Source organism: Bacillus sp. FSL K6-3154 (assembly GCF_040869395.1).
Lineage (GTDB): Bacteria > Bacillota > Bacilli > Bacillales > Bacillaceae > Bacillus > Bacillus safensis.
In genome coordinates, this window is sequence record NZ_CP152033.1 from 1,640,020 (window position 1) to 1,659,936 (window position 19,917).

Genomic DNA, 19,917 nt, shown 5'->3' on the forward strand with positions numbered 1-19,917 from the left:
TCTCTCACTCCATTGAAGATTTGTCATCTTTCTCTATATGATCAAGTGTTGAGCCATCGATGGCATTGATCAAATATTCTTCCTCTGTCTTTTTCTTTGAACCTGCTGATAAGCCTTCAAGCTCCACCCGCCAAACAGGAACCATGACTTGCGTGCTTGCCCCTGGGTATTGCGTATAGTAGCCAAGCTCTACCTTTTTCACGGTCGTGTTTTGACTCAGCATATTTTGCGTATATAAGTCCTTCACGGTTTCAAGTGCTGGGACAAGGGTTTCTTTTCTCACTTCATTAATCGATGTCACCATCGATTGCTGATATGAGACGACTTCGTTTTGATCGTTGAGATTTAAGGTAATTTGCCCGATGGTTTCGGTGTCATCAAGGCCTTCTTGGAAGATGTATTTCCCTTTATACGTTTGGAAAAAGACGATTTTCCCTGTATCTTCATCTATATTCCACAGCTTATAATTCTTCCCATCCAGCAAACGCTGGTTCACAAGGTTCGTCGCCGCTGTTTTGATATCCTTTTTCGGCAAGGCAACTGGCTTGTTGAAGGTCATTTCAAGCAGCGTGACAGGATCATCTTTTTCTGTTTTCGGGAATGTGCTTTTCGCCTTTTGATCAGCTAATCCGTCGACATCCTTTTTCGTATATTGCTTCTTTTCAGCTGTAATGCGGTATCCAATCTTCGCTTCATCTGATAGATTGCCATATTTGATCCCGTCTGCCTTCATTTCTTCCAGCGTATCCGTTTTTTCGATAATCGCAAAATGATCGGTTGACCGTTTTTCAAAGTATTGAAAACCTAGAAAGATATCGAGAACGAGAAAGGCTAGGATAAAGATCGTTTTGGTCTTATTCCACTCCATGATTCTCGCTCCCCTCTGTCAAAAGATCATTCGATAGAATCACGGTTTTGCCGTTATATTTCATGCACCATACAGGCTCCAGCCAGACAAACATTGCTTGATCTTGATCTGATGGAGTTGAAGCAGCTTGATATGCAGGGAAAATCTGTTCAATTTTCTCCAGGTCATCATATTTCGTCTGCTTGATGATCAAGTCCTTCAGCTCTGTCCCGTTCATCAGCTTGACCTGTTCACTTTGACTCGCTTTATTGCCAAGAATATAGTTTGGACGCTTGTAATTCAAAATGTCATCATTCGCCCATTGGACTTCAAGGGAGGTCATCCCAAATGGATGCTTTGTACTGTTCACAATCGGCAGACCGTCCATAAACATATTAAAGGACAGCTGCTGGTTGCTGTTGATGCCAAAATATTGATAGTCATCAGTAAAGCTTCCCGTATCATTGAAATATTTCACGCTTCGCTTAATCAAATCCCCCGTTTGGAAAACAGTGCTGGAATTGATATTGCGGTGCTGATATTGAATGCGGTGGTCTTTTTGATTGGCTTCAAGGCGGCTTGTGCCATCTGTGTACACCGTCCGGTTTAAATTAGATTCCTCACCGACAAGGCTCGGGTCCGTAAACAAAGCGTCTTTGAACTTGTTTGTCTTAATCGTTTCGATAAAGAACATCTTCGCTTCAAGCTGCTTTTGCTTTCTCGGAAGAAGGAAATCTCGTTTAGAATTCGTCGAGAATGTATAAAGATCATAGCGCGGCATCTCGTTTTGAGCGGCTGCGATACTGTTCATTAGATTACGGTAATTGGCGGACTCAATTGTCAGCTCAAGCACCGTCTCCTTGCTGTATGAGACCAAATATACTTTTTTATTCGCCTTATCCTGCTGGGCGAACGGCACGATCATCCGATCAAACGAGTTGTATTCAATGGACTTGTTCGGCCATTTAAAGAGCGCTTGGAAAATATCAATCGGAATCGGATCATTGAACACAAGATCCAATGTCTTCCCTTGTCCTTCGCGTCCATAGAAGAAATTCTTAAATTTCTGCTCGGAATATTGATCTGACACATCATTAATCTCTTTGACATCCCAAAGGCTCACATCATTCCAAAAGTTTTGAAAGAGTTCCTTTTGATCCACTTTAAAATGCTCTCCATTTGAATGAATGAACATCTCGCGCGGCTTCACGACATCAATGAGACTTCTAGGCTCGTCGCTTGAAATCTTCTTCGTTTCCACGACCTGTGTGCCGGTATCTGCCTGATCCTGCATGACGGGCTGGAACATCCAGATGTTCCACGTAAATACAAGACTGATCGCAATTAGGATTGTCAATATTATGGTTTTAAAGGTCTCACGCTTCATCCCAATCATCCTCTTGTTCTTCATTGTACGGAAGGGTAAAGGTCACCGTTGTCCCTTTTCCTTCAATGCTGTCAGCCCAAATATCTCCGCCATGAGCTTGAACCATTTCTTTTGCAATCGCAAGACCGAGGCCGGTTCCGCCGAGCTTTCTTGTTCTTGCTTTATCTACCCGATAAAAACGTTCAAAGATTTTATCCATATCCTTCTTCGGAATACCGATTCCTTCATCTTTCACGCTGAATAACACAAGGCCTTTCTCTTCATCCAGATCAACGGTAAACGTGATGTGTCCACCCTCTGGTGAGTATTTCATGGCATTGGAAATGATATTATCGAGCACCTGTGTAATTTTATCTTGATCGATTTCTACATATACTTCACGCTGCGGCAGGTTGCGGATAAAATCGACATGCTGCTCCTTCGTCATTTCAAAACGATCAATGACGAGCGAGATAAACCTGATAAAGTTCGTCCACTCACGGTTGAATTGATAATCCTTGCTGTCGAACTTAGACAGCTGCAGCAGGTCATTGACAAGCCGGATCATGCGCTCCGTTTCATTTTGCGTGACACTGAGAAATCTTGGCGCAAGCTCTTTATCACCAATCGCACCTTCAGCCAGTGCCTCAAGATAGCTTCTCATCGTCGTCAGCGGTGTGCGCAGCTCATGCGATACGTTCGCTACGAATTCACGGCGTTCAGCATCAATTTTCTCCTGCTCTGTGACGTCATAAATGACCGCAATTAAGCCATCAATTTTCCCATGCTCTTTCTGAATGACGGAGAAATTAACACGCAATACAGACAGCTGATCTTCGCGCTCAATTTCGATCAGCATGGAATCTTGATTTTCGACTAAATCTTCAAATGTATGAGTTTCCTCTAAGCCAAGTAAAGACGTGATCGGCATCTCTAGTGCTGTTTCACGTGAAACATTTAACAGCTCTAAAGCAGGGCTGTTTAATAGAATAATTGCACCGTTTTGATTCGTTGCGATGACACCGTCCGTCATATAGGCAATAACAGAAGAAAGCTTTTTCCGCTCCCCTTCCGTCATCAGCTGAGCTTCCTCCAGCTCTCTCGTCAGATGGTTAAAGGTTGTCGCAAGCTGGCCAATCTCGTCATGCCCATACTTCCGGACCTTTCTGGAGAAGTTCCCTTTGGCAAGCTCGATCGCCTGCTTTCTCATATCTGAAATAGGATGAGTGATCGTTCTAAAGATGAAGATACCAAGTAGAGCAGTCGTCCCAAGTGCAATCAGTGTCCCAGTCGCTAAAATGGTGTTAATGGTTCGCATTTGGTTAAACACACTTTCCATTGAAGACACAACATAAATCACACCAACGGTCTCTTGGTTCTCATTTTTTACGGCTGTCGCAGAAATACGGACCCTTTTATTTGACTCAGGGTCATAGAATTTTTTCTCATAGTCTTTGCCAACCGCGAAAATACGGCTAATGATTTGATCAGTAATTTTCTTACCAGCAATCTCTTGGCTGCCGTTATTTACAGAGGCAATGACCTCTCTGCTTTCATCAATATAGCTGACTTCAGAGATTTCATTAGACTCATCTTTGTTGTTAAAATCGTTTAATATCTTTTGAGCATCCTCTTTTAATTCTGCCTTGCTTTTCGATGAATCTTGTTCTAGGTAATACGATAACGAGTAGATTCGCTGATTCAAGGAATTATCATATGAATTAATTAAGGACTGCTCTAGCTGCTTCACAAAGTACACGCCAATGATCTGCATGGCAACGATGATCAGCAGCACGTAAATCAAGGTCAGTTTAAAGTGAATCGAGCGAAAAAAACCTACTTTACTCATAAGAATCTTAGTCCTGTTCTGGGTTTCTTAAATAGTAGCCGACGCCTCGTCTTGTTACGATCCAGCTCGGGTGGCTAGGGTTGTCTTCAATCTTCTCACGAAGACGGCGGACTGTAACGTCTACTGTACGGACATCTCCGAAGTAATCGTAGCCCCATACCGTTTGCAGCAAGTGCTCACGTGTCATGACTTGTCCGATATGTTTCGCTAAGTAATGAAGCAGTTCGAACTCACGGTGCGTTAATTCTATCGTTTCCTCGCGCTTAGACACCACATACGCATCTGGATAAATAACAAGTGATCCAACCTCAATATCATTTGATTCAGATTCTTCCTCCGTCTGCGGAGTAGCGGTTTGTCTTCTCAAATTCGCTTTCACACGGGCAAGCAGCTCACGTGTGCTGAAAGGCTTCGTCACATAATCATCTGCGCCAAGCTCAAGGCCGATGACTTTATCAATTTCAGAGTCTTTTGCTGTCAGCATGATAATCGGCATGTCATATTTCTTTCTCACTTCACGGCATACTTCAACACCATCTTTATTCGGCAGCATAATGTCGAGCAGAATAATGTCCGGCTTGATTTCTTCTACCATTTCAAGGGCTTCGTTTCCATCATATGCACAATGAACCTCATAGCCCTCTTTCCTTAAATTAAATTCCAATATATCAGCAATCGGTTTTTCATCATCTACGACAAGAATCTTTTTTTCCATTGTGATTTCCTCCTGCATTTTTAGCATCTATGTCATTCCATTTTGCATGTATCATTACGCCTTTTCCATTTATGAAAAAAAGGCTCACTGTCTATTATAACGTTTTACGAGGCAAAGATAAAAATAATAACGGCTTTCTTTTCTAGTAAACGTTGGATAGGAAGGTGCCGCCCGAAAAAAATTGATGACTTTTTCCTTTTTTATTGAAACTTTTCCAATCACCAGCCGTCTATATAGTTGTAACGTCTTCTTCTTATGGAGCCGGGCCCTACCTAGGTCCGGCTTCTCCCTTTTTATGCCTTCTTTTCATAATAAAAACGCACCTGCGATTGCAGATGCGTTTGGAAGTGGCTCGGGACGGAATCGAACCGCCGACACACGGATTTTCAGTCCGTTGCTCTACCAACTGAGCTACCGAGCCATCATCAAAAAGATGAATATGTATAAATGGCGGTCCGGACGGGACTCGAACCCGCGACCTCCTGCGTGACAGGCAGGCATTCTAACCAACTGAACTACCGGACCTCAGTAACTTGCCCGAAAAAGCAATCGTGGTGCTCCTTCAAGCAAGTGAGGAAAAAATTAGCTTAACGCTAAAGTAAATCAATGACCCGTACGGGATTCGAACCCGTGTTACCGCCGTGAAAGGGCGGTGTCTTAACCGCTTGACCAACGGGCCAATACATGGTGAGCCATGAAGGACTCGAACCTTCGACCCTCTGATTAAAAGTCAGATGCTCTACCAACTGAGCTAATGGCTCTCGGTTTGTGAAAAGTGAATCTGAAGAAGCTGTATTGCGCCAAACCAATCGCTTTAAAAAAGCTGGAACATCGCATCCTAACAAGTTTCAGAGACCTTTGCAACAACGAGATTTATAATATCATAGAGTAATTACATATGGCAATACGTTTTTCGACATTTTTTTAAAAAAAGTGTCGGATTTAAATATCTCCTATCAAAGCCCCACTTCTGCAACCGCCTTCATTAGATACGCCTTTTCGTGTGACCTCTGCCTACTCAAACACATAGGCACGTTTCAGGCCGCTCAAAAATGGCTATACATGAAACAAGTGACATTGTCATTGAAAAAGGAGGAAGCAGTATGAGTTCATTCAAATTAGGAGATAAAATGCCCAACTTTTCACTTCCAACAATACAGGGCGATCACATTGATTTCGACAAACATTTAGAGGAGCATCAAAGCTGGCACCTGATCGTTTTCTTTAGAGGATCTTGGTGTCCGGTATGTGTAGAAGAGTTAAAAGAGCTCGAACAGCAGCAATCATATTTTCAGGACAAGGATATTCACTTGATGGCGATTTCAACGGATAACCCTGATGACTTGAAGGCATTTGCGTATAAAGAGGGACTGTCCTTCCCGATCATGTATGACCATGACCTTACGTCATTAAAAGCATATGAAGTCCACTATCACGGGGAAGATGCCCCATATGAAGACCACGGGGTGCACGGTGAACCCGCCTATTTCTTATTAAATGAAAAAGGTCAAGTGCTCTATCAGCAAAGACAAACAAGTCCGTTTGGCAGACCGCATGCCAACGAACTACGCAAAATCATTCAGTACATCCGTAAAAATTTAAAAGGCCAATATAAAAGCCTGAAGTAAGGAAAAAGCCCTAGCGATGAGGGCTTTTTTTATGAACGCTTTTTATTATATAGCCAATCTGCGGTGAAAAAAACAAAGAGACCCGCCACGAGAATGACAAAAGTGACGGGTGGTTTATTACCCTGGAAATACATGTACAGCGCATGCCCTCCTAATGCCAGAAGATAAAAGACAAATGCCGGCACAGCTGCTTTATGTGCATTCGTTTGTTCTCTTTTCGTCATTTTTTTAAAAAACATTGTGCTCTCCCCTTTATGATGCTTGTTTCATCGTCACCCTGCGAAGTGCCCGTGAACGGATATATTCCATTGGTCCAATTCTCCAAACCTTTAGGCAAACTGCTGAAACCGCGATTTGCAGAAGTGAAATCAACAGCCATGCCAATACAATAAGAGGCGCATTGATTTGACCGCCAAGACCCAATCCCCAGCTATAAAAAAGAATGGAGCAGATGACATTTTGCAGGATGTAGCAGCTAAGCGCCATTTTCCCTACATATTCAAACCAAGTCCACATGAACCATGACTCCGTGCATGCGAGGAGCTTCGCAATGACAGCTATATAGAAAATAGAGAGGAATGGTGAAAAGGCGTAGCGCACCACAAATTCCACTAAATCGTTCGGTACGAAAACTAGTGCATTCAGCGGCAGACCAATCCACAGTCCGATTCGGAACAATATTTTCCGGAGAGACTGTCCGCGTTCATTTGCATAAAATACACCGGCTCTCATCATCCGCACACCTAATAAAAACAGAAATGTGTTCATTGGAATAATAAAGACCGCTTCTTCTCGGTACATGAAGAAGTATTGTAACCGTTCTTGAACCTGCGAGATCCATGTCTCTGGCAGCTGCTCTTCCAGCGCTGGTTCACCGCTTTGATCATCGGTCGCTGACTCCATTTCAGAGAGGGAGTACAGCATCAGACATGACATCATGAGCAGATGAATCACACCTGAGAACACCATGCCCTTTTTGATGCGCCTGCTTCCTCCCCGTACAATGTAAGCCACAAGCAGCCCCGTAACGGCATAGCTCATGAGCACATCATATTCCATCACAAGCGTAAAATGGACAAAGCCTTCGATAAATAAAAATAAAAGAATCCATAAATAAGTACCCGGCCAAGGCGTGTCCTTCCTTTTTGCCTGCTGGTATTTCAGCTCCAATCCAACACCAAACATGATCGTGAGCAGCGAGAGCATTTTTCCATAAACGAACATGGAGACAAGACTTTCCAGAAAACTGCCATTTTCATATTCATCCGCAATCTGATCTGTCGCAAAGGTATCCCCTGCATACGCAAAAAACCAGACGTTCGTTCCCAAGGTGCCTAGTATGGCAAAACCTCGTAAAATATCTAATAATCGTATTCTTTCTTTCACTAGAACGCTCCTTCCTCCTATACAGTTATCATATTTTGGTAATGACCGGAAGTCCGTTCTATTGAAATTAAGGAATATTTAAACAAAAAAACACCAGTAAAATGCGAGATTTTACTGGTGCTTCATCAATCTATTCTTATGGACGGTACACGCTGCGGACAACGTTCGTTTGTGAACGATCTGGTCCGACTGAGAAAATGGAAAGTGGAATACCTGTTAATTGTGAAATGCGCTCTAAATAATGGCGGGCATTTGCAGGCAGTTCACTTAAGTTCTTTACGCCTGTAATATCCTCTGTCCATCCTGGCATTTCTTCGTAGACAGGCTCACATTTCGCTAATTCATTTAGGCTTGCTGGGAATTCCTCTGTGATTTCTCCATTCAATTTATAAGCGACACAGATTTTCAATTTTTCAATCCCTGTCAGTACATCAATTGAGTTAAGAGATAAATCTGTAATTCCGCTCACACGTCGTGCATGACGGACAACAACGCTGTCAAACCAGCCGACACGGCGCGGGCGTCCAGTTGTCGTACCGTATTCACGGCCAACCTCACGAATTTGATCGCCAATTTCATCATGGAGTTCTGTTGGGAATGGGCCATCTCCAACACGTGTTGTGTACGCTTTTGACACGCCGACTACATGTTGAATTTTCGTTGGTCCTACGCCAGAACCAATCGTCACGCCTCCAGCTACCGGGTTAGATGACGTCACAAATGGGTATGTCCCTTGATCGATATCAAGCATGACCCCTTGTGCTCCTTCAAATAGCACGCGGCGGCCTTCATCTAGTGCATCATTCAGGACAACAGATGTGTCTACGACATATTTTTTCACTTGCTGGCCATATTCATAATACTCGTCTAAAATATCTTCAATCTTGAAGCCTTCTGTGTCGTACATTTTCTCTAAAAGACGATTTTTCTCTTCTAGATTGCGTGCAAGCTTCTCTTCAAATACTTCACGATCTAATAGATCTGCGACACGGATACCGACGCGGGCAGCTTTATCCATATAAGCTGGTCCGATTCCTTTTTTCGTCGTACCGATCTTGTTAGCCCCTTTCCGCTCTTCTTCTACCTCGTCCAATTTTAAATGGTAAGGCAGAATAACATGGGCTCTATTGCTGATTCTGAGGTTATCTGTACTCACATTCCGTTCGTGAAGATACGCAAGCTCAGTGACCAACGCTTTAGGATCAACCACCATTCCATTACCGATGACACAAGTTTTCTCTTTATAAAAAATACCGGATGGAATGAGGTGTAGCTTGTATGTCACTCCATCAAATTTGATCGTGTGACCTGCATTGTTTCCCCCTTGATAACGGGCAATCACCTCTGCATTTTCTGAAAGGAAATCGGTAATTTTCCCTTTCCCTTCGTCACCCCACTGCGTACCTACTACGACTACTGAAGACATATCGTGCACCTCCGTTAACCTTTCAAAACGTTATCTCTTTCAAACACATTTATTTTATCAATGCACAACGAAAAAGTCAACGCGAAATCCGAACATTAATATCTCTAAATCAAATTTTGTTCGTTTTAAATATAAAGAAAAGCGCTTTAATCACTTTTCCAGTGCTTAAAAATGGAGATTTTGAGCAAAAACAACTTTTTATCGTTTCCAGCTGTTCATCAACATAAAAAAGACCCCCAACAATGGGCGTCTTTTTTAAACAGGTGTAATACCATCTGTGTTCATCAGCACAACTCGATACCCATCTGGATCTTCAATGGTTGCTCCTCCTCGTTCCCAATATGGATTTGTAGAGGTGACTTGCCGTCCGCCAAATGAGAGCAATCTCTTTTTCATTTGCTGAAATTCCTCTGCATCTGGAATATAGAAAACTAGCAGCTGTTCTGGATGCGGGACGGGCAGGCTGTCTTCTTCTTCATGTTTGGTGATTTCTAAATGAACATGCTGGTGAGGCAGCCCGAGCATCACACCATCGTACCCTTCATGCTGATCAAATGAGCCTATTCGTTTGAGCCCTAAGCCTTCTTCATAAAAGGAAACAACCTCTTTCATGTTGACGGTTGGGCGTGCGATACGTAATTGAGCGGCTTCAAACTGTTGAAATTTCATCAGTCTTCACTCCTTTTCTCCTTTTAGTATACGCTCTCTCTTTTTCTCTCTCCTCCTCATTTTGATTGTTTTTTCAATCATTCTTTCGATGTAGATCAATCAAAAAAGCCCAGCTTCTTGAGCTGGGCTTTAAGCACCGGGCGGAACACCCGCATCATCAAATCTTCTTTCCAGATTGACGAATTTGTTATATTCTTTGACGAACGCCAGTGATACTGTACCAACTGGACCGTTACGCTGTTTGGCAATAATGATTTCGATAATGTTCTTATTCTCTGATTCTTTGTCATAGTAATCATCACGATAAAGGAATGCCACGATATCGGCATCCTGCTCGATACTTCCTGATTCACGAATATCAGACATCATCGGACGTTTGTCCTGACGCTGCTCTACCCCACGGGAAAGCTGAGACAAGGCAATAACCGGAACTTCAAGCTCCCTTGCCAGCGATTTTAATGCCCTAGAGATTTCAGAAACCTCCTGCTGACGGTTATCGCTTGATCGCCCGCTCCCTTGAATGAGCTGCAAGTAGTCAATCAGGATCATGCCAAGACCATTTTCTTGCTTCAATCGGCGGCATTTCGAGCGAATTTCACTTACTCTGATTCCAGGTGTATCGTCAATGAAAATTCCGCTGTTTGACAGCGACCCCATCGCCATTGTCAGCTTGCCCCAGTCCTCTTCTGTCAGATTACCGGTTCTTAGGTTTTGTGCATTGATATTCCCCTCTGCACAAAGCATACGCATAACGAGCTGCTCAGCACCCATCTCTAAACTAAAGATAGCAACACTTTCGTCCGTTTTGGTCGCGACATTTTGGGCAATGTTCAATGCGAAGGCGGTTTTCCCTACTGATGGACGAGCCGCTACAATGATTAAATCATTTCGCTGGAATCCAGCTGTCATCCGGTCAAGCTCAGAGAAACCCGTTGGAATCCCTGTGATATCGCCTTTGCGATTATGAAGCTGTTCAATATTATCGTATGTTTGAACAAGAACGTCCTTAATGTTTTGAAAGGCTCCTGAGTTTTTACGCTGCGCCACTTCCATAATGGTCTTTTCCGCATCGCTCAGCAGGTCCTCTACTTCATCCTCACGCGTATACCCATCTTGTGCAATGGTTGTCGCCGTACGGATCAGACGTCTTAAAATGGATTTTTCTTCTACAATTTTTGCATAGTATTCAATGTTTGCGGCAGTTGGGACAGAGTTCGCAATATCGGTTAAATACGAAATCCCGCCTACCTCTTCTAGTAAATCTGTATTGGCAAGCTCAGATGTCACCGTGACAAGATCGACCGGTTCTCCTCTATCGCCAAGTACAAGCATCGCATTGTAAATCTTTTGATGCGACATTCTATAGAAATCCTCTGGAATTAATACCTCAGAAGCGAGCGTTAGCGCAGATGGTTCTAAAAAAACAGCACCTAATACGGCCTGCTCGGCTTCTATGTTTTGCGGCGGCAGCCGGTCATCGAGAAGTTCCGTCATGCCAAGCACCGTCCTTTCATAAAAAAATACGCTACTCATCATTTTAACATTTTCATCAATAAAAAAGTGAAAAACATCGACTATAGTCAAAATTACCATGTTGATATTTTGTGCAAACCAGCGCATTTCAATAGAAAAGACTCTGTAACAACAATTGTTATAGAGTCCTTCGTTATCGCTAATGGAATTTCGATTTGTTGCCGTTCACACATGTAATCGACGCTCCAACATGGCATGTTCGGATGCGTTTTTTCTAGTCTATCGTTTTCTTAACCCCATAATTCACTTTTTGCCCAATGTCTTGTAAAGAACCGTTTTGATAACCAATAGATAAAACCAAATCGGGAATAGAATCAAACCCGTTTTTCGCTAGATCGAATAGCTGTGCACCGTAATGTGAAGCAGCGATACGCGCATTTTCTGCTGTGTATGGATTTTTAAGAAGTTCTTCTTTGTATAGATCAAAAATATTCGTTCCGTTATCCGTTACAAATTGACCATTTACAATGCTTAAATCCTTTAAATTGTAGCCTGTCACCGTTTTGATTTGATTAACAAGATGGAAGTTGGCCAGAGAATCCGGTGTGAATTGAGTAGAATCATCATTTCTGCTTTTCATGATATGGAAAAATAATTCTCTTGTATTGTTGGTTGTATTTAATAGGTCTTCTATCTGTTTCATCAACGATTCGTCTTTTGAACCACTTACCACTAATTTAAAATTGTTCGGGTCAATGGTAAAGGTTAGATTTGTATTTTTAGGAATGGATATCCCGTTTTTAGAGAATAAATCTTGTAATTGTTCGTTGACCTTTTGACGATTGAATATTTTTTTCTCTACGCTTTCTTGGGTTGGATCGTACCGTTTTTCATTACGGAAGATGGCATCATTAAAGTCATATTGTCCACCTTTATTATTCCTTGCCCAACTCATTTCCATAATGTAAGCAGCTTCTCTTTCCGGTTTTGTTAGATCACTTCTGAAATAAGAAGAGTAAGGGTTTCTATACTTATTATATATATGGTCTTGAGGATCATTGAAACGTTTATTTTGTTCATTTATTTTTTCGTATTTTTCATCTAATATTTTCATCCGTCTATCAGATTCGGTCATCACCTCATTTGTACTTTTAATAGTTGATTGGTCTTTAGAGTCTATTCGGTTCTGATTGTTTGAAGCTGCCGTGTATGACGTATTAATATTCATTTTGATTCTCCTTTTTTAAAAAATTAGTGATTATTAAATATATCGGCATTTCAGTTAAAATTTGTTAGTTTCGATCCGATATAGTAATTATTACAAGGAGGGTTAAAATATGACAAATACTATCTTCAAACGTTTTTTATTACCTGCATTGGCATTCGTGCTTGTTACTAGTTTTTTTGCACCTCATTCAGCGGAAGCGGCTATCACGGGGAATAACAGTCCTAACACAGCCAGCTCAATGGGATATTGGAAAAATAGTCGTTCAGATACAACAATCTTACCTGAAGGTGAAAATGAAGCGTATTATCAGTTCACGATCAATAAAGGTGAAAGGGTTTATGTAAGAAGTTCGTATAATAAGCAATATACAGGGATGAAAATCGAAGTGTATAATTCGAAAAACTCTAGGACAGGGTCCGAAGTTATTAATCCTGATTCAATAACGCCATTTATTTTTGCCAACACTGGGGAAGTTACTTCAACTTCAGAAACTTATTTTGTGAAAGTGACCCGTGGTACATATACGGGAAATATGTATTTTACTGTCTCCATCCAAGATCGTATCAAATCTGGAAATGGGACATTCAATTTTACGGGGACTGCTACTAACTTGGGGAATTCTTCTTTAAATTTTTTAGGAGTTGATTCTTCAGTCATTACAATGGATTTAACTAATAATTCCACAGTTCCTAAACGTGCTGTCGTTAAATCGATTTCAACGACTAGTACCCAATCGCCTAACCAAGGAAATGTCACACACAAACTGATGGCTAGTGAAAGTAATATTTGGTACACATCACTTGTTTCATCTGCAACAAGTGGGTCCTATCGTATTTCACTGGAAGATGAATTAAAAGTGGCTCAAAAATGGAGCTTTAAGTACAACGCAAAAGCTACTGCGAGATCTACTATGAGCAATGTCAAAGCCGATATTCGTTACGAATATGATGTCACAGATGGATTCTAATTGAATGATGGTTACAGACATGTACACCGATTGATCAAAAAGTAAGGGGGCATCCCTTACTTTTTTCATTTCCGCCTTGATATTTGGCCAACTTTAAAACAGCACCGTGCTTTCATAAGAAATACGCTGCTCATAAAAAGTGAAAGTGTTAATGGTGGTTTTGCTTGAGGGCGTGTTGAAAGAGGAGGATGGTGATCATATCGGTGGCTCGCTGGTATAAATCCCATTGTTCATAGGCCGCAAATGTCATCCGTATATCATGTAATGATTGCTTCATTTCATGATATTCTTCCACTGTAAACGTATTTTTCAGTTTGAGCTGATGTTCAAGCAGTTTTAGCCTTAGCTTTCCTAATGAAGTTTTCATTCTGCCTACATTCCCTTCGATCTTGTCTTCCTTAGAAAATTGTATATGAATTTACGCATGAGATTGAATAAGTTGTGAGATATGCTCACCAGCTTTTCGGAAAATTCTCCTTTTTTTCCTAAAAATATAAGAAGGTCTATAGACTTATTTTTCCTCAAAATGATTTCAAGAAGAAAAACCTATATATATTCCTGAATCAAACAGAAGAAAATGGTAAATACCCCGTGACGGTCAAGGTCTTTTGGCATTTCTCCTCTTTTTAAATGACTCAGTCTGGCATTCCCTATTTCCATTCATTTGGTAGTTATTTAGTCCTTTATTTTCCGAAAATTTAGATCAAATTATCAATTACACCACTTAATGAACATTTGACTTCATAATTGATAACCATTATCATTTGATTTGCTTGCGTGATAATTGAGAATCATTTTCATTTGAAGGGACCATTCTTCAATCTCTACACTCATCCTATATCCGCAAGCCTGCTTTTATCAGCATATGAGAGTCAATTTGAGGAAGGGGATATTTTACACATGTCCAAACGCCCTGAAGGAATGGGTACTGAGGATTCTCTTTTCAGAGAAAGCCGTCCTTTTTTTATACCTGGGACGGAGCAGCTGGATATCACAGCACACCCTTACAGACTTTTTATATTTAAACCGAATACAACTCCTCCAGCGGCTGGTTTTCCAGTCATGTACGTGCTTGATGGAAATTCACTTTTTGGCACAATGGTCGAAGCACTTCGTTTACAGTCAAGAAGGCCTGAAAAAACAGGTGTCGTACCTGCCATCATTGTTGGAATTGGCTATCAGACAGAAGCTCCCTATCATCCGCTCAGGCATTATGATCTCACTCTTACCGGCCCTGACGCTTCCATTGGTGGCAAAAGAAAGGACTTCTCCAACCATACATATGGCGGGGCCTCTGCGTTCTTTTCTTTTTTAGAAAAGATTGTAAAGCCTTATATCGAGCAGCGCTTTCCGATCAACCAGAGTCGTCAAACACTGTTTGGACACTCTCTTGGCGGTCTTTTTGTATTACACACACTATTTGAGCACCCTGATGCTTATCAGACATATATTGCGGGCAGTCCTTCTATCCACTGGAACAAAGAATTATTTCTAGAAAAAGAACACCAATTCACCAGCCATATACGTCAGATGTCTATAAATGTCAGGCTGCTTGTAGGTGTAGGTGAGTTAGAAAAACATCATCCATGTCAAATGAATGATCATGCACATGGACTAGCAAATCGTATGCTGCCTTTATCCGCATATGGCTTGCATACGTCCTATCACGAATTCCCTGAAGAAGGACATACGTCCGTTTTACCGGTGCTGATGAATTACGCTTTTCGTTTTGCACTCTATCATGATGATCCTTTCACAACCACAGACATGAAGGAAAGGCAGTGAACACATGAAACACAATGGTCTATCTCAAAAAATTGCCTTGATCACAGGCGCAGGTCAAGGTATTGGACAAGCAGTCGCAAAAAGACTAGCCGAAGAAGGTGCGATTATTGCAGCAGTTGACGCAAATGAAGAGCAGCTGCAAAGCACCGTCAGGCAAATGAAGGATGAAGGCATACGTGCCTTTGCCTATCCAGGTGACATCACCAATCAAGCTTCTGTTCAGCACATTGTCGATCAAATTGAAAAGCAGCTTGGCCCCATTTATTTACTGGTCAATGTAGCAGGCATTCTTCGAATCAGTTCTATTGACAAGCTTAGTGCAGATGACTGGCAACAAACTTTCGCAGTCAACACACATGGTGTCTTTTACGTATCTCAAGCTGTCTCCAAATACATGATGAAAAGATCAGAAGGGGTCATTGTGACTGTCAGCTCTAACGCAGGTGCCATTCCTAGAATGAATATGGCTGCCTATGCCGCTTCAAAAGCAGCAGCTACTTCCTTTACAAAAACACTTGGTTTAGAGCTGGCTGCCTATGGCATTAGATGCAACGTTGTCTCCCCTGGCTCTACCGCAACACCTATGCAATGGGCTTTATGGCCTGATGAACAAGGAGAAAATCAGGTAATTAAAGGCTCATTAGAGACGTATAAAACCGGTATTCCTTTACAAAAAATCGCTGATCCTCAAAACATTGCTGATGCAGTCATCTTCTTTGCATCTGAGCAATCCAGTCATATTACGATGCAGAACCTCACGATTGATGGCGGCGCCACACTCGGAATCTAGCATTTCATTTAAAAGGAGGCCTTTTCATGAAACATTCATTATTGTCGTCAGAAGAAAAAATACAGTTGCTTCAAGACTATCAGCCAGGCGCTTTTTTTCTTGCTTCACCTAAACGCACGATACTTGCCGAAGGGATTTTCCAGCATATTGAAACCAATCAGCTAAATGAACTATCCACAAGGGTAGCGCATGTATTTGACGATGCTAAACAAGCTGGTATCCAAACACCGATTGTGGCAGGTGCTGTCCCGTTTGATCCGGCGCAGCCCGTTCGTTTAAATGTACCAGTCCATGTACAGTTTAGTGATCCACTCGAATTTCAACAAGGTGATGAGGAGTCAGAAGCGGCATCGCCATCCTATGAGGTGACACCTGTCCCCGATCCAGAGGTCTACATGAATGGTGTGAACGAAGGATTAGCTAAAATTGAGAACGGGGAGCTTAGCAAAATCGTACTCTCTCGATCTCTCCATCTCAAAGCAACTCGAGATATTCATACGAAAACAATACTCGAACGACTGGCTCGTCATAATACGACTGGCTATACGTTTGCTGCAAATATAGCTGACCCGGCATCTTCCCAAAAGCGCACACTTCTTGGGGCAAGCCCTGAACTGCTTCTTTCAAAAACTGGTTCATCTGTGATTTCCAATCCACTCGCTGGTTCTCGGCCGCGCAGTTCAGATCCAGTAGAAGACCAGCGCCGCCGCGATGAACTCCTTACCTCAGCGAAGGATTTACACGAGCACGCAGTGGTTGTTGAAGCTGTCACTAAAGCGCTTACTCCATACTGTCATACACTAGATGTGCCTGCATCACCATCCGTCATTCAAACAGAAACGATGTGGCACTTATCTACTGTCGTAAAAGGTGAATTAGCAGATCCCAATGTGTCCTCAATTGATATAGCGCTTAGCCTTCATCCAACACCCGCAGTATGCGGAACACCTACAGCAGATGCACGTGAAGCCATTCAAGCGATTGAACCCTTCGATCGAGGATTTTTCACAGGAATGATCGGTTGGGCAGATACAAATGGTGATGGTGATTGGATTGTCACTATTCGTTGTGCAGAAGCTGAGGGTCACTCTCTCCGTCTCTTTGCTGGTGCAGGAGTGGTCAAAGGATCAAAAGCAGAAGAAGAGCTAGCTGAAACATCTGCAAAATTCAACACGATGCTTCACGCGATGGGCATCCATCAGTGATAAAAATAAATAGGAGATGACAAAAACATGTTTGTTCAACCACCTACATGGCCAGAAGAATTTGCAAAACGCTACCGTGAAAACGGCTGTTGGCGTGGGGAAACCTTTGGCGGTATGCTTCGTGAACGCGCCGCATCGTTAGGAAATAAAACAGCCATTACATACGCTGATACACACATAAGCTACCAAGAACTTGATCAGCGCGTCAGCAGTCTTGCTGCCGGTTTTCATCAGCTTGGAATTCAGAAAGGAAGTCGAGTTGTCGTGCAGCTTCCTAACATTCCTGCTTTTTTTGAAGTCATTTTCGCTTTATTTCGAATCGGTGCTTTACCCGTCTTCTCTCTGCCATCTCATAGAAGCAGCGAAATCACTTATTTTATTGAGTTTGCCGAAGCAGATGCATATGTCATACCAGATATTGATGGCGGCTTTGATTATCGATCACTCGCACGTCAAGTGAAAGAAAAGCTTCCCTCATTACCTCATGTCATTGTTGCAGGGGAAGCTGAGGAATTCCTTTGCTTGGATGATCTGCGCAAGGACCCAGCACTTGATCCTCAAATTCATGTAGAGGCAAGCGATATTGCGTTTCTTCAGTTATCTGGAGGCAGCACAGGCCTTTCAAAGCTCATTCCTCGTACACATGATGACTATATTTATAGTCTTTGGAAAAGCAATGAGGTGTGCGAGCTCACACAAGAAAGTGTGTATCTAGCTGCACTTCCAGTTGCGCACAACTATCCATTAAGCTCGCCTGGCGTCCTTGGAACGTTATACGCAGGCGGAAGAGTCGTTCTTGCACCTGGATCAAGCCCTGATGTCGTCTTTCCACTCATTGAAAAAGAACGGGTGACCATTACCGCTGTCGTTCCACCTATCGCATTGATTTGGCTAGAGGCCGCTCCTCATCGATCAGATGACTTATCGAGTCTTGAAGTCTTACAAGTCGGTGGTGCTAAATTCAGTGCTGAGGCAGCAAAACGAGTAAAGCCTGCCCTTGGATGTAAGTTACAGCAAGTTTTTGGCATGGCAGAAGGTCTGGTCAACTATACCAGATTAGATGATCCTGAACATATCGTAATTCATACACAAGGACGCCCGATGTCTGAATATGATGAGGTACTAGTGGTAGATGATGAGGACAAGCCCGTCCCGCATGAAGTGGCTGGACATCTTTTAACAAGAGGGCCTTATACGATTCGCGGCTACTATAAAGCCGATGAACAAAACAAAAAAGCATTTACACCCGATGGCTTTTACAGAACAGGTGACATCGTGCGATTAACCAAAGAAGGAAATGTTGTTGTAGAAGGCAGAGACAAGGATCAAATCAATCGTGGCGGCGAAAAGGTTGCCGCAGAAGAAGTTGAAAACCATTTACTTGCGCATCCTGACATTCATGATGCCGCCATGGTGTCTATGCCAGATCCATTTCTTGGCGAACGCTCATGTGCCTTTGTTATTGCGAAAGGAAACAACAAACCAGCACCGCACGTCTTAAAATCATTTCTAAGAGAACGCGGGCTCGCAGCCTATAAAATTCCTGACCGCATTGAATGGATCGATGCGTTCCCACAAACAGGTGTAGGCAAAGTCAGTAAAAAAGCATTAAGAGAATTAGCTGCAACCCATACTGCCAACGTATAAAAAATGAGGAGTGAAAATCATGGCAATCCCTACTATTCCTGCATATCCAATGCCAAGCACACAAGATTTACCCGAAAATAAAGTGAACTGGATACCTGATCCGAAACGTGCTGTTCTACTGATACATGACATGCAGCAATATTTTTTAAATGCATTTCAACAAGATACATCACCGATCACAGAGTTAGTTCAGCATATTGAACAATTACGTAATACATGCAATGAACTTGGCATTCCAGTCGTCTACACAGCTCAGCCTGGTGACCAAGACCCGAAGGATCGTGCCTTATTAACAGATTTTTGGGGACCTGGACTTGGTGATGATGAAGCATTGACAAAAATCATTGATCAGCTTGCTCCATCTGAAGCAGATACAATGCTGACAAAATGGCGTTATAGCGCATTCAAGAAATCTAATTTTTTGGATATCCTTCAAGAAGGCGGGCGTGATCAACTGATCATTACTGGCGTATATGCACATATTGGCTGTATGCTGACAGCCGCAGAAGCATTCATGCTGGATATTGAAACCTTTTTTGTCGCCGATGCCGTCGCTGACTTTTCACTCAAACATCACAAAATGGCCATGACCTATGCAGCTGAACGCTGTGCAGTCACCACAACGACAAACCAAATCATCAGTCATTTAACAGGACAAGAAGCAAACAGTGATGATATATCCTTTGAGGCCATCGTTCACCAAGTAGCTGAGTATCTCCAAATGGAGCCAAATGAAATACCGCTTGATGAGAATCTCGTCTACCTTGGGCTTGATTCTATTAGAATGATGAGCCTAGCGGAAAAGTGGAGGCAGCAAGGAGTGGCAGTCAATTTCGTTGAGCTTGCAGCAAATCCAACGCTCGCTCATTGGCGGACTCTTCTTTTCCCAGAAAAGCAGCCATCTATCCCAAATATCGATTACTTGTAAAGGAGGTA

The 19,917-nt window shown here is 42.4% G+C and carries 18 protein-coding genes and 4 tRNA genes; 7 read left to right on the plus strand and 15 right to left on the minus strand.

Going from position 1 to position 19,917, the window contains the following annotated elements; all coding sequences use genetic code 11:
• Window positions 1-4: 4 nt before the first annotated feature.
• From MHH61_RS08545 to MHH61_RS08580, 8 genes are all read right to left on the minus strand, one after another.
• Window positions 5-868 carry a two-component system regulatory protein YycI gene (locus MHH61_RS08545; RefSeq protein WP_125586999.1) on the minus strand — a complete coding sequence of 288 codons (864 nt, stop codon included), beginning with the start codon at window positions 866-868 and terminating at the stop codon, window positions 5-7.
• Window positions 855-2,234 carry a two-component system activity regulator YycH gene (gene yycH, locus MHH61_RS08550; RefSeq protein ID WP_041118417.1) on the minus strand — a complete coding sequence of 460 codons (1,380 nt, stop codon included), beginning with the start codon at window positions 2,232-2,234 and terminating at the stop codon, window positions 855-857. The genes MHH61_RS08545 and yycH overlap by 14 nt, the downstream gene beginning before the upstream one ends.
• Window positions 2,224-4,062, minus strand: coding sequence for a cell wall metabolism sensor histidine kinase WalK (gene walK, locus MHH61_RS08555; protein WP_024424029.1), 1,839 nt, complete (start codon window positions 4,060-4,062; stop codon window positions 2,224-2,226). Before walK ends, yycH begins: the two co-directional genes overlap by 11 nt.
• A gap of 7 nt (window positions 4,063-4,069) precedes the next feature.
• Window positions 4,070-4,777 (minus strand): response regulator YycF, encoded by a 708-nt coding sequence (gene yycF, locus MHH61_RS08560; protein WP_060698917.1) that lies wholly within the window; start codon window positions 4,775-4,777, stop codon window positions 4,070-4,072.
• 348 nt (window positions 4,778-5,125) lie between these two features.
• Window positions 5,126-5,198 (minus strand) — tRNA-Phe (locus MHH61_RS08565).
• A 27-nt stretch (window positions 5,199-5,225) separates the two neighbouring features.
• Window positions 5,226-5,302 (minus strand) — tRNA-Asp (locus tag MHH61_RS08570).
• A gap of 82 nt (window positions 5,303-5,384) precedes the next feature.
• Window positions 5,385-5,456, minus strand: a tRNA-Glu gene (locus MHH61_RS08575).
• Between the two features lie 6 nt (window positions 5,457-5,462).
• A tRNA-Lys gene (locus MHH61_RS08580) sits at window positions 5,463-5,538 on the minus strand.
• Between the two features lie 342 nt (window positions 5,539-5,880).
• Between MHH61_RS08580 and MHH61_RS08585 the strand changes: the two genes are divergently transcribed.
• Window positions 5,881-6,405 (plus strand): peroxiredoxin, encoded by a 525-nt coding sequence (locus MHH61_RS08585; protein ID WP_034622246.1) that lies wholly within the window; start codon window positions 5,881-5,883, stop codon window positions 6,403-6,405.
• 29 nt (window positions 6,406-6,434) lie between these two features.
• On the opposite strand, the gene MHH61_RS08590 is transcribed toward MHH61_RS08585, so the two are convergent.
• The 6 genes from MHH61_RS08590 to MHH61_RS08615 all read right to left on the minus strand — a co-directional run bounded on the left by MHH61_RS08590 (window position 6,435) and on the right by MHH61_RS08615 (window position 12,587).
• Entirely contained in the window at window positions 6,435-6,644 is a 210-nt protein-coding gene (locus MHH61_RS08590; protein ID WP_034622249.1) for a hypothetical protein, read from the minus strand.
• Between the two features lie 13 nt (window positions 6,645-6,657).
• Entirely contained in the window at window positions 6,658-7,791 is a 1,134-nt protein-coding gene (locus tag MHH61_RS08595; protein ID WP_125587000.1) for a DUF418 domain-containing protein, read from the minus strand.
• A gap of 136 nt (window positions 7,792-7,927) precedes the next feature.
• Window positions 7,928-9,217 (minus strand): adenylosuccinate synthase, encoded by a 1,290-nt coding sequence (locus tag MHH61_RS08600; RefSeq protein WP_024424032.1) that lies wholly within the window; start codon window positions 9,215-9,217, stop codon window positions 7,928-7,930.
• Between the two features lie 255 nt (window positions 9,218-9,472).
• On the minus strand, window positions 9,473-9,886 hold the full coding sequence (locus tag MHH61_RS08605; RefSeq protein ID WP_024424033.1) for a VOC family protein: 414 nt from the start codon (window positions 9,884-9,886) through the stop codon (window positions 9,473-9,475).
• 129 nt (window positions 9,887-10,015) lie between these two features.
• Window positions 10,016-11,380 (minus strand): replicative DNA helicase, encoded by a 1,365-nt coding sequence (dnaB, locus tag MHH61_RS08610; RefSeq protein ID WP_003214779.1) that lies wholly within the window; start codon window positions 11,378-11,380, stop codon window positions 10,016-10,018.
• 253 nt (window positions 11,381-11,633) lie between these two features.
• Window positions 11,634-12,587 (minus strand): DUF4885 family protein, encoded by a 954-nt coding sequence (locus MHH61_RS08615; RefSeq protein WP_125587001.1) that lies wholly within the window; start codon window positions 12,585-12,587, stop codon window positions 11,634-11,636.
• A gap of 109 nt (window positions 12,588-12,696) precedes the next feature.
• Between MHH61_RS08615 and MHH61_RS08620 the strand changes: the two genes are divergently transcribed.
• Window positions 12,697-13,554 carry a hypothetical protein gene (locus MHH61_RS08620; protein WP_042968152.1) on the plus strand — a complete coding sequence of 286 codons (858 nt, stop codon included), beginning with the start codon at window positions 12,697-12,699 and terminating at the stop codon, window positions 13,552-13,554.
• A gap of 148 nt (window positions 13,555-13,702) precedes the next feature.
• Here the strand turns inward: MHH61_RS08620 and MHH61_RS08625 are convergent, their stop codons facing one another.
• Entirely contained in the window at window positions 13,703-13,921 is a 219-nt protein-coding gene (locus MHH61_RS08625; RefSeq protein ID WP_125587002.1) for a hypothetical protein, read from the minus strand.
• Between the two features lie 533 nt (window positions 13,922-14,454).
• Here MHH61_RS08625 and MHH61_RS08630 point away from each other — a divergent pair.
• Genes MHH61_RS08630 through MHH61_RS08650 form a run of 5 tightly spaced genes read left to right on the plus strand, consistent with a single transcriptional unit; the run spans window position 14,455 to window position 19,909 of the window.
• A complete protein-coding gene (locus tag MHH61_RS08630) occupies window positions 14,455-15,339 on the plus strand; it encodes an alpha/beta hydrolase (protein WP_125587003.1) in 885 nt (294 codons plus the stop codon).
• 4 nt (window positions 15,340-15,343) lie between these two features.
• Window positions 15,344-16,129 carry a 2,3-dihydro-2,3-dihydroxybenzoate dehydrogenase gene (locus MHH61_RS08635; RefSeq protein WP_125587004.1) on the plus strand — a complete coding sequence of 262 codons (786 nt, stop codon included), beginning with the start codon at window positions 15,344-15,346 and terminating at the stop codon, window positions 16,127-16,129.
• 26 nt (window positions 16,130-16,155) lie between these two features.
• Window positions 16,156-17,334, plus strand: coding sequence for an isochorismate synthase DhbC (gene dhbC, locus MHH61_RS08640; protein WP_125587005.1), 1,179 nt, complete (start codon window positions 16,156-16,158; stop codon window positions 17,332-17,334).
• A 27-nt stretch (window positions 17,335-17,361) separates the two neighbouring features.
• On the plus strand, window positions 17,362-18,981 hold the full coding sequence (locus MHH61_RS08645; protein WP_125587006.1) for a (2,3-dihydroxybenzoyl)adenylate synthase: 1,620 nt from the start codon (window positions 17,362-17,364) through the stop codon (window positions 18,979-18,981).
• Window positions 18,982-19,000: 19 nt separating this feature from the next.
• A complete protein-coding gene (locus MHH61_RS08650; RefSeq protein WP_125587007.1) occupies window positions 19,001-19,909 on the plus strand; it encodes an isochorismatase family protein in 909 nt (302 codons plus the stop codon).
• Window positions 19,910-19,917: the final 8 nt, after the last annotated feature.

What these genes read in the sequence shown, in the direction of transcription:
- MHH61_RS08545 (WP_125586999.1), bottom strand. Translation starts at nt 868, where the DNA reads ATGGAGTGGAATAAGACCAAAACGATCTTTATCCTAGCCTTTCTCGTT.
- yycH (WP_041118417.1), bottom strand. Translation starts at nt 2,234, where the DNA reads ATGAAGCGTGAGACCTTTAAAACCATAATATTGACAATCCTAATTGCG.
- walK (WP_024424029.1), bottom strand. Translation starts at nt 4,062, where the DNA reads ATGAGTAAAGTAGGTTTTTTTCGCTCGATTCACTTTAAACTGACCTTG.
- yycF (WP_060698917.1), bottom strand. Translation starts at nt 4,777, where the DNA reads ATGGAAAAAAAGATTCTTGTCGTAGATGATGAAAAACCGATTGCTGAT.
- MHH61_RS08585 (WP_034622246.1), top strand. Translation starts at nt 5,881, where the DNA reads ATGAGTTCATTCAAATTAGGAGATAAAATGCCCAACTTTTCACTTCCA.
- MHH61_RS08590 (WP_034622249.1), bottom strand. Translation starts at nt 6,644, where the DNA reads ATGTTTTTTAAAAAAATGACGAAAAGAGAACAAACGAATGCACATAAA.
- MHH61_RS08600 (WP_024424032.1), bottom strand. Translation starts at nt 9,217, where the DNA reads ATGTCTTCAGTAGTCGTAGTAGGTACGCAGTGGGGTGACGAAGGGAAA.
- MHH61_RS08605 (WP_024424033.1), bottom strand. Translation starts at nt 9,886, where the DNA reads ATGAAATTTCAACAGTTTGAAGCCGCTCAATTACGTATCGCACGCCCA.
- dnaB (WP_003214779.1), bottom strand. Translation starts at nt 11,380, where the DNA reads ATGACGGAACTTCTCGATGACCGGCTGCCGCCGCAAAACATAGAAGCC.
- MHH61_RS08615 (WP_125587001.1), bottom strand. Translation starts at nt 12,587, where the DNA reads ATGAATATTAATACGTCATACACGGCAGCTTCAAACAATCAGAACCGA.
- MHH61_RS08620 (WP_042968152.1), top strand. Translation starts at nt 12,697, where the DNA reads ATGACAAATACTATCTTCAAACGTTTTTTATTACCTGCATTGGCATTC.
- MHH61_RS08625 (WP_125587002.1), bottom strand. Translation starts at nt 13,921, where the DNA reads ATGAAAACTTCATTAGGAAAGCTAAGGCTAAAACTGCTTGAACATCAG.
- MHH61_RS08630 (WP_125587003.1), top strand. Translation starts at nt 14,455, where the DNA reads ATGTCCAAACGCCCTGAAGGAATGGGTACTGAGGATTCTCTTTTCAGA.
- MHH61_RS08635 (WP_125587004.1), top strand. Translation starts at nt 15,344, where the DNA reads ATGAAACACAATGGTCTATCTCAAAAAATTGCCTTGATCACAGGCGCA.
- dhbC (WP_125587005.1), top strand. Translation starts at nt 16,156, where the DNA reads ATGAAACATTCATTATTGTCGTCAGAAGAAAAAATACAGTTGCTTCAA.
- MHH61_RS08645 (WP_125587006.1), top strand. Translation starts at nt 17,362, where the DNA reads ATGTTTGTTCAACCACCTACATGGCCAGAAGAATTTGCAAAACGCTAC.
- MHH61_RS08650 (WP_125587007.1), top strand. Translation starts at nt 19,001, where the DNA reads ATGGCAATCCCTACTATTCCTGCATATCCAATGCCAAGCACACAAGAT.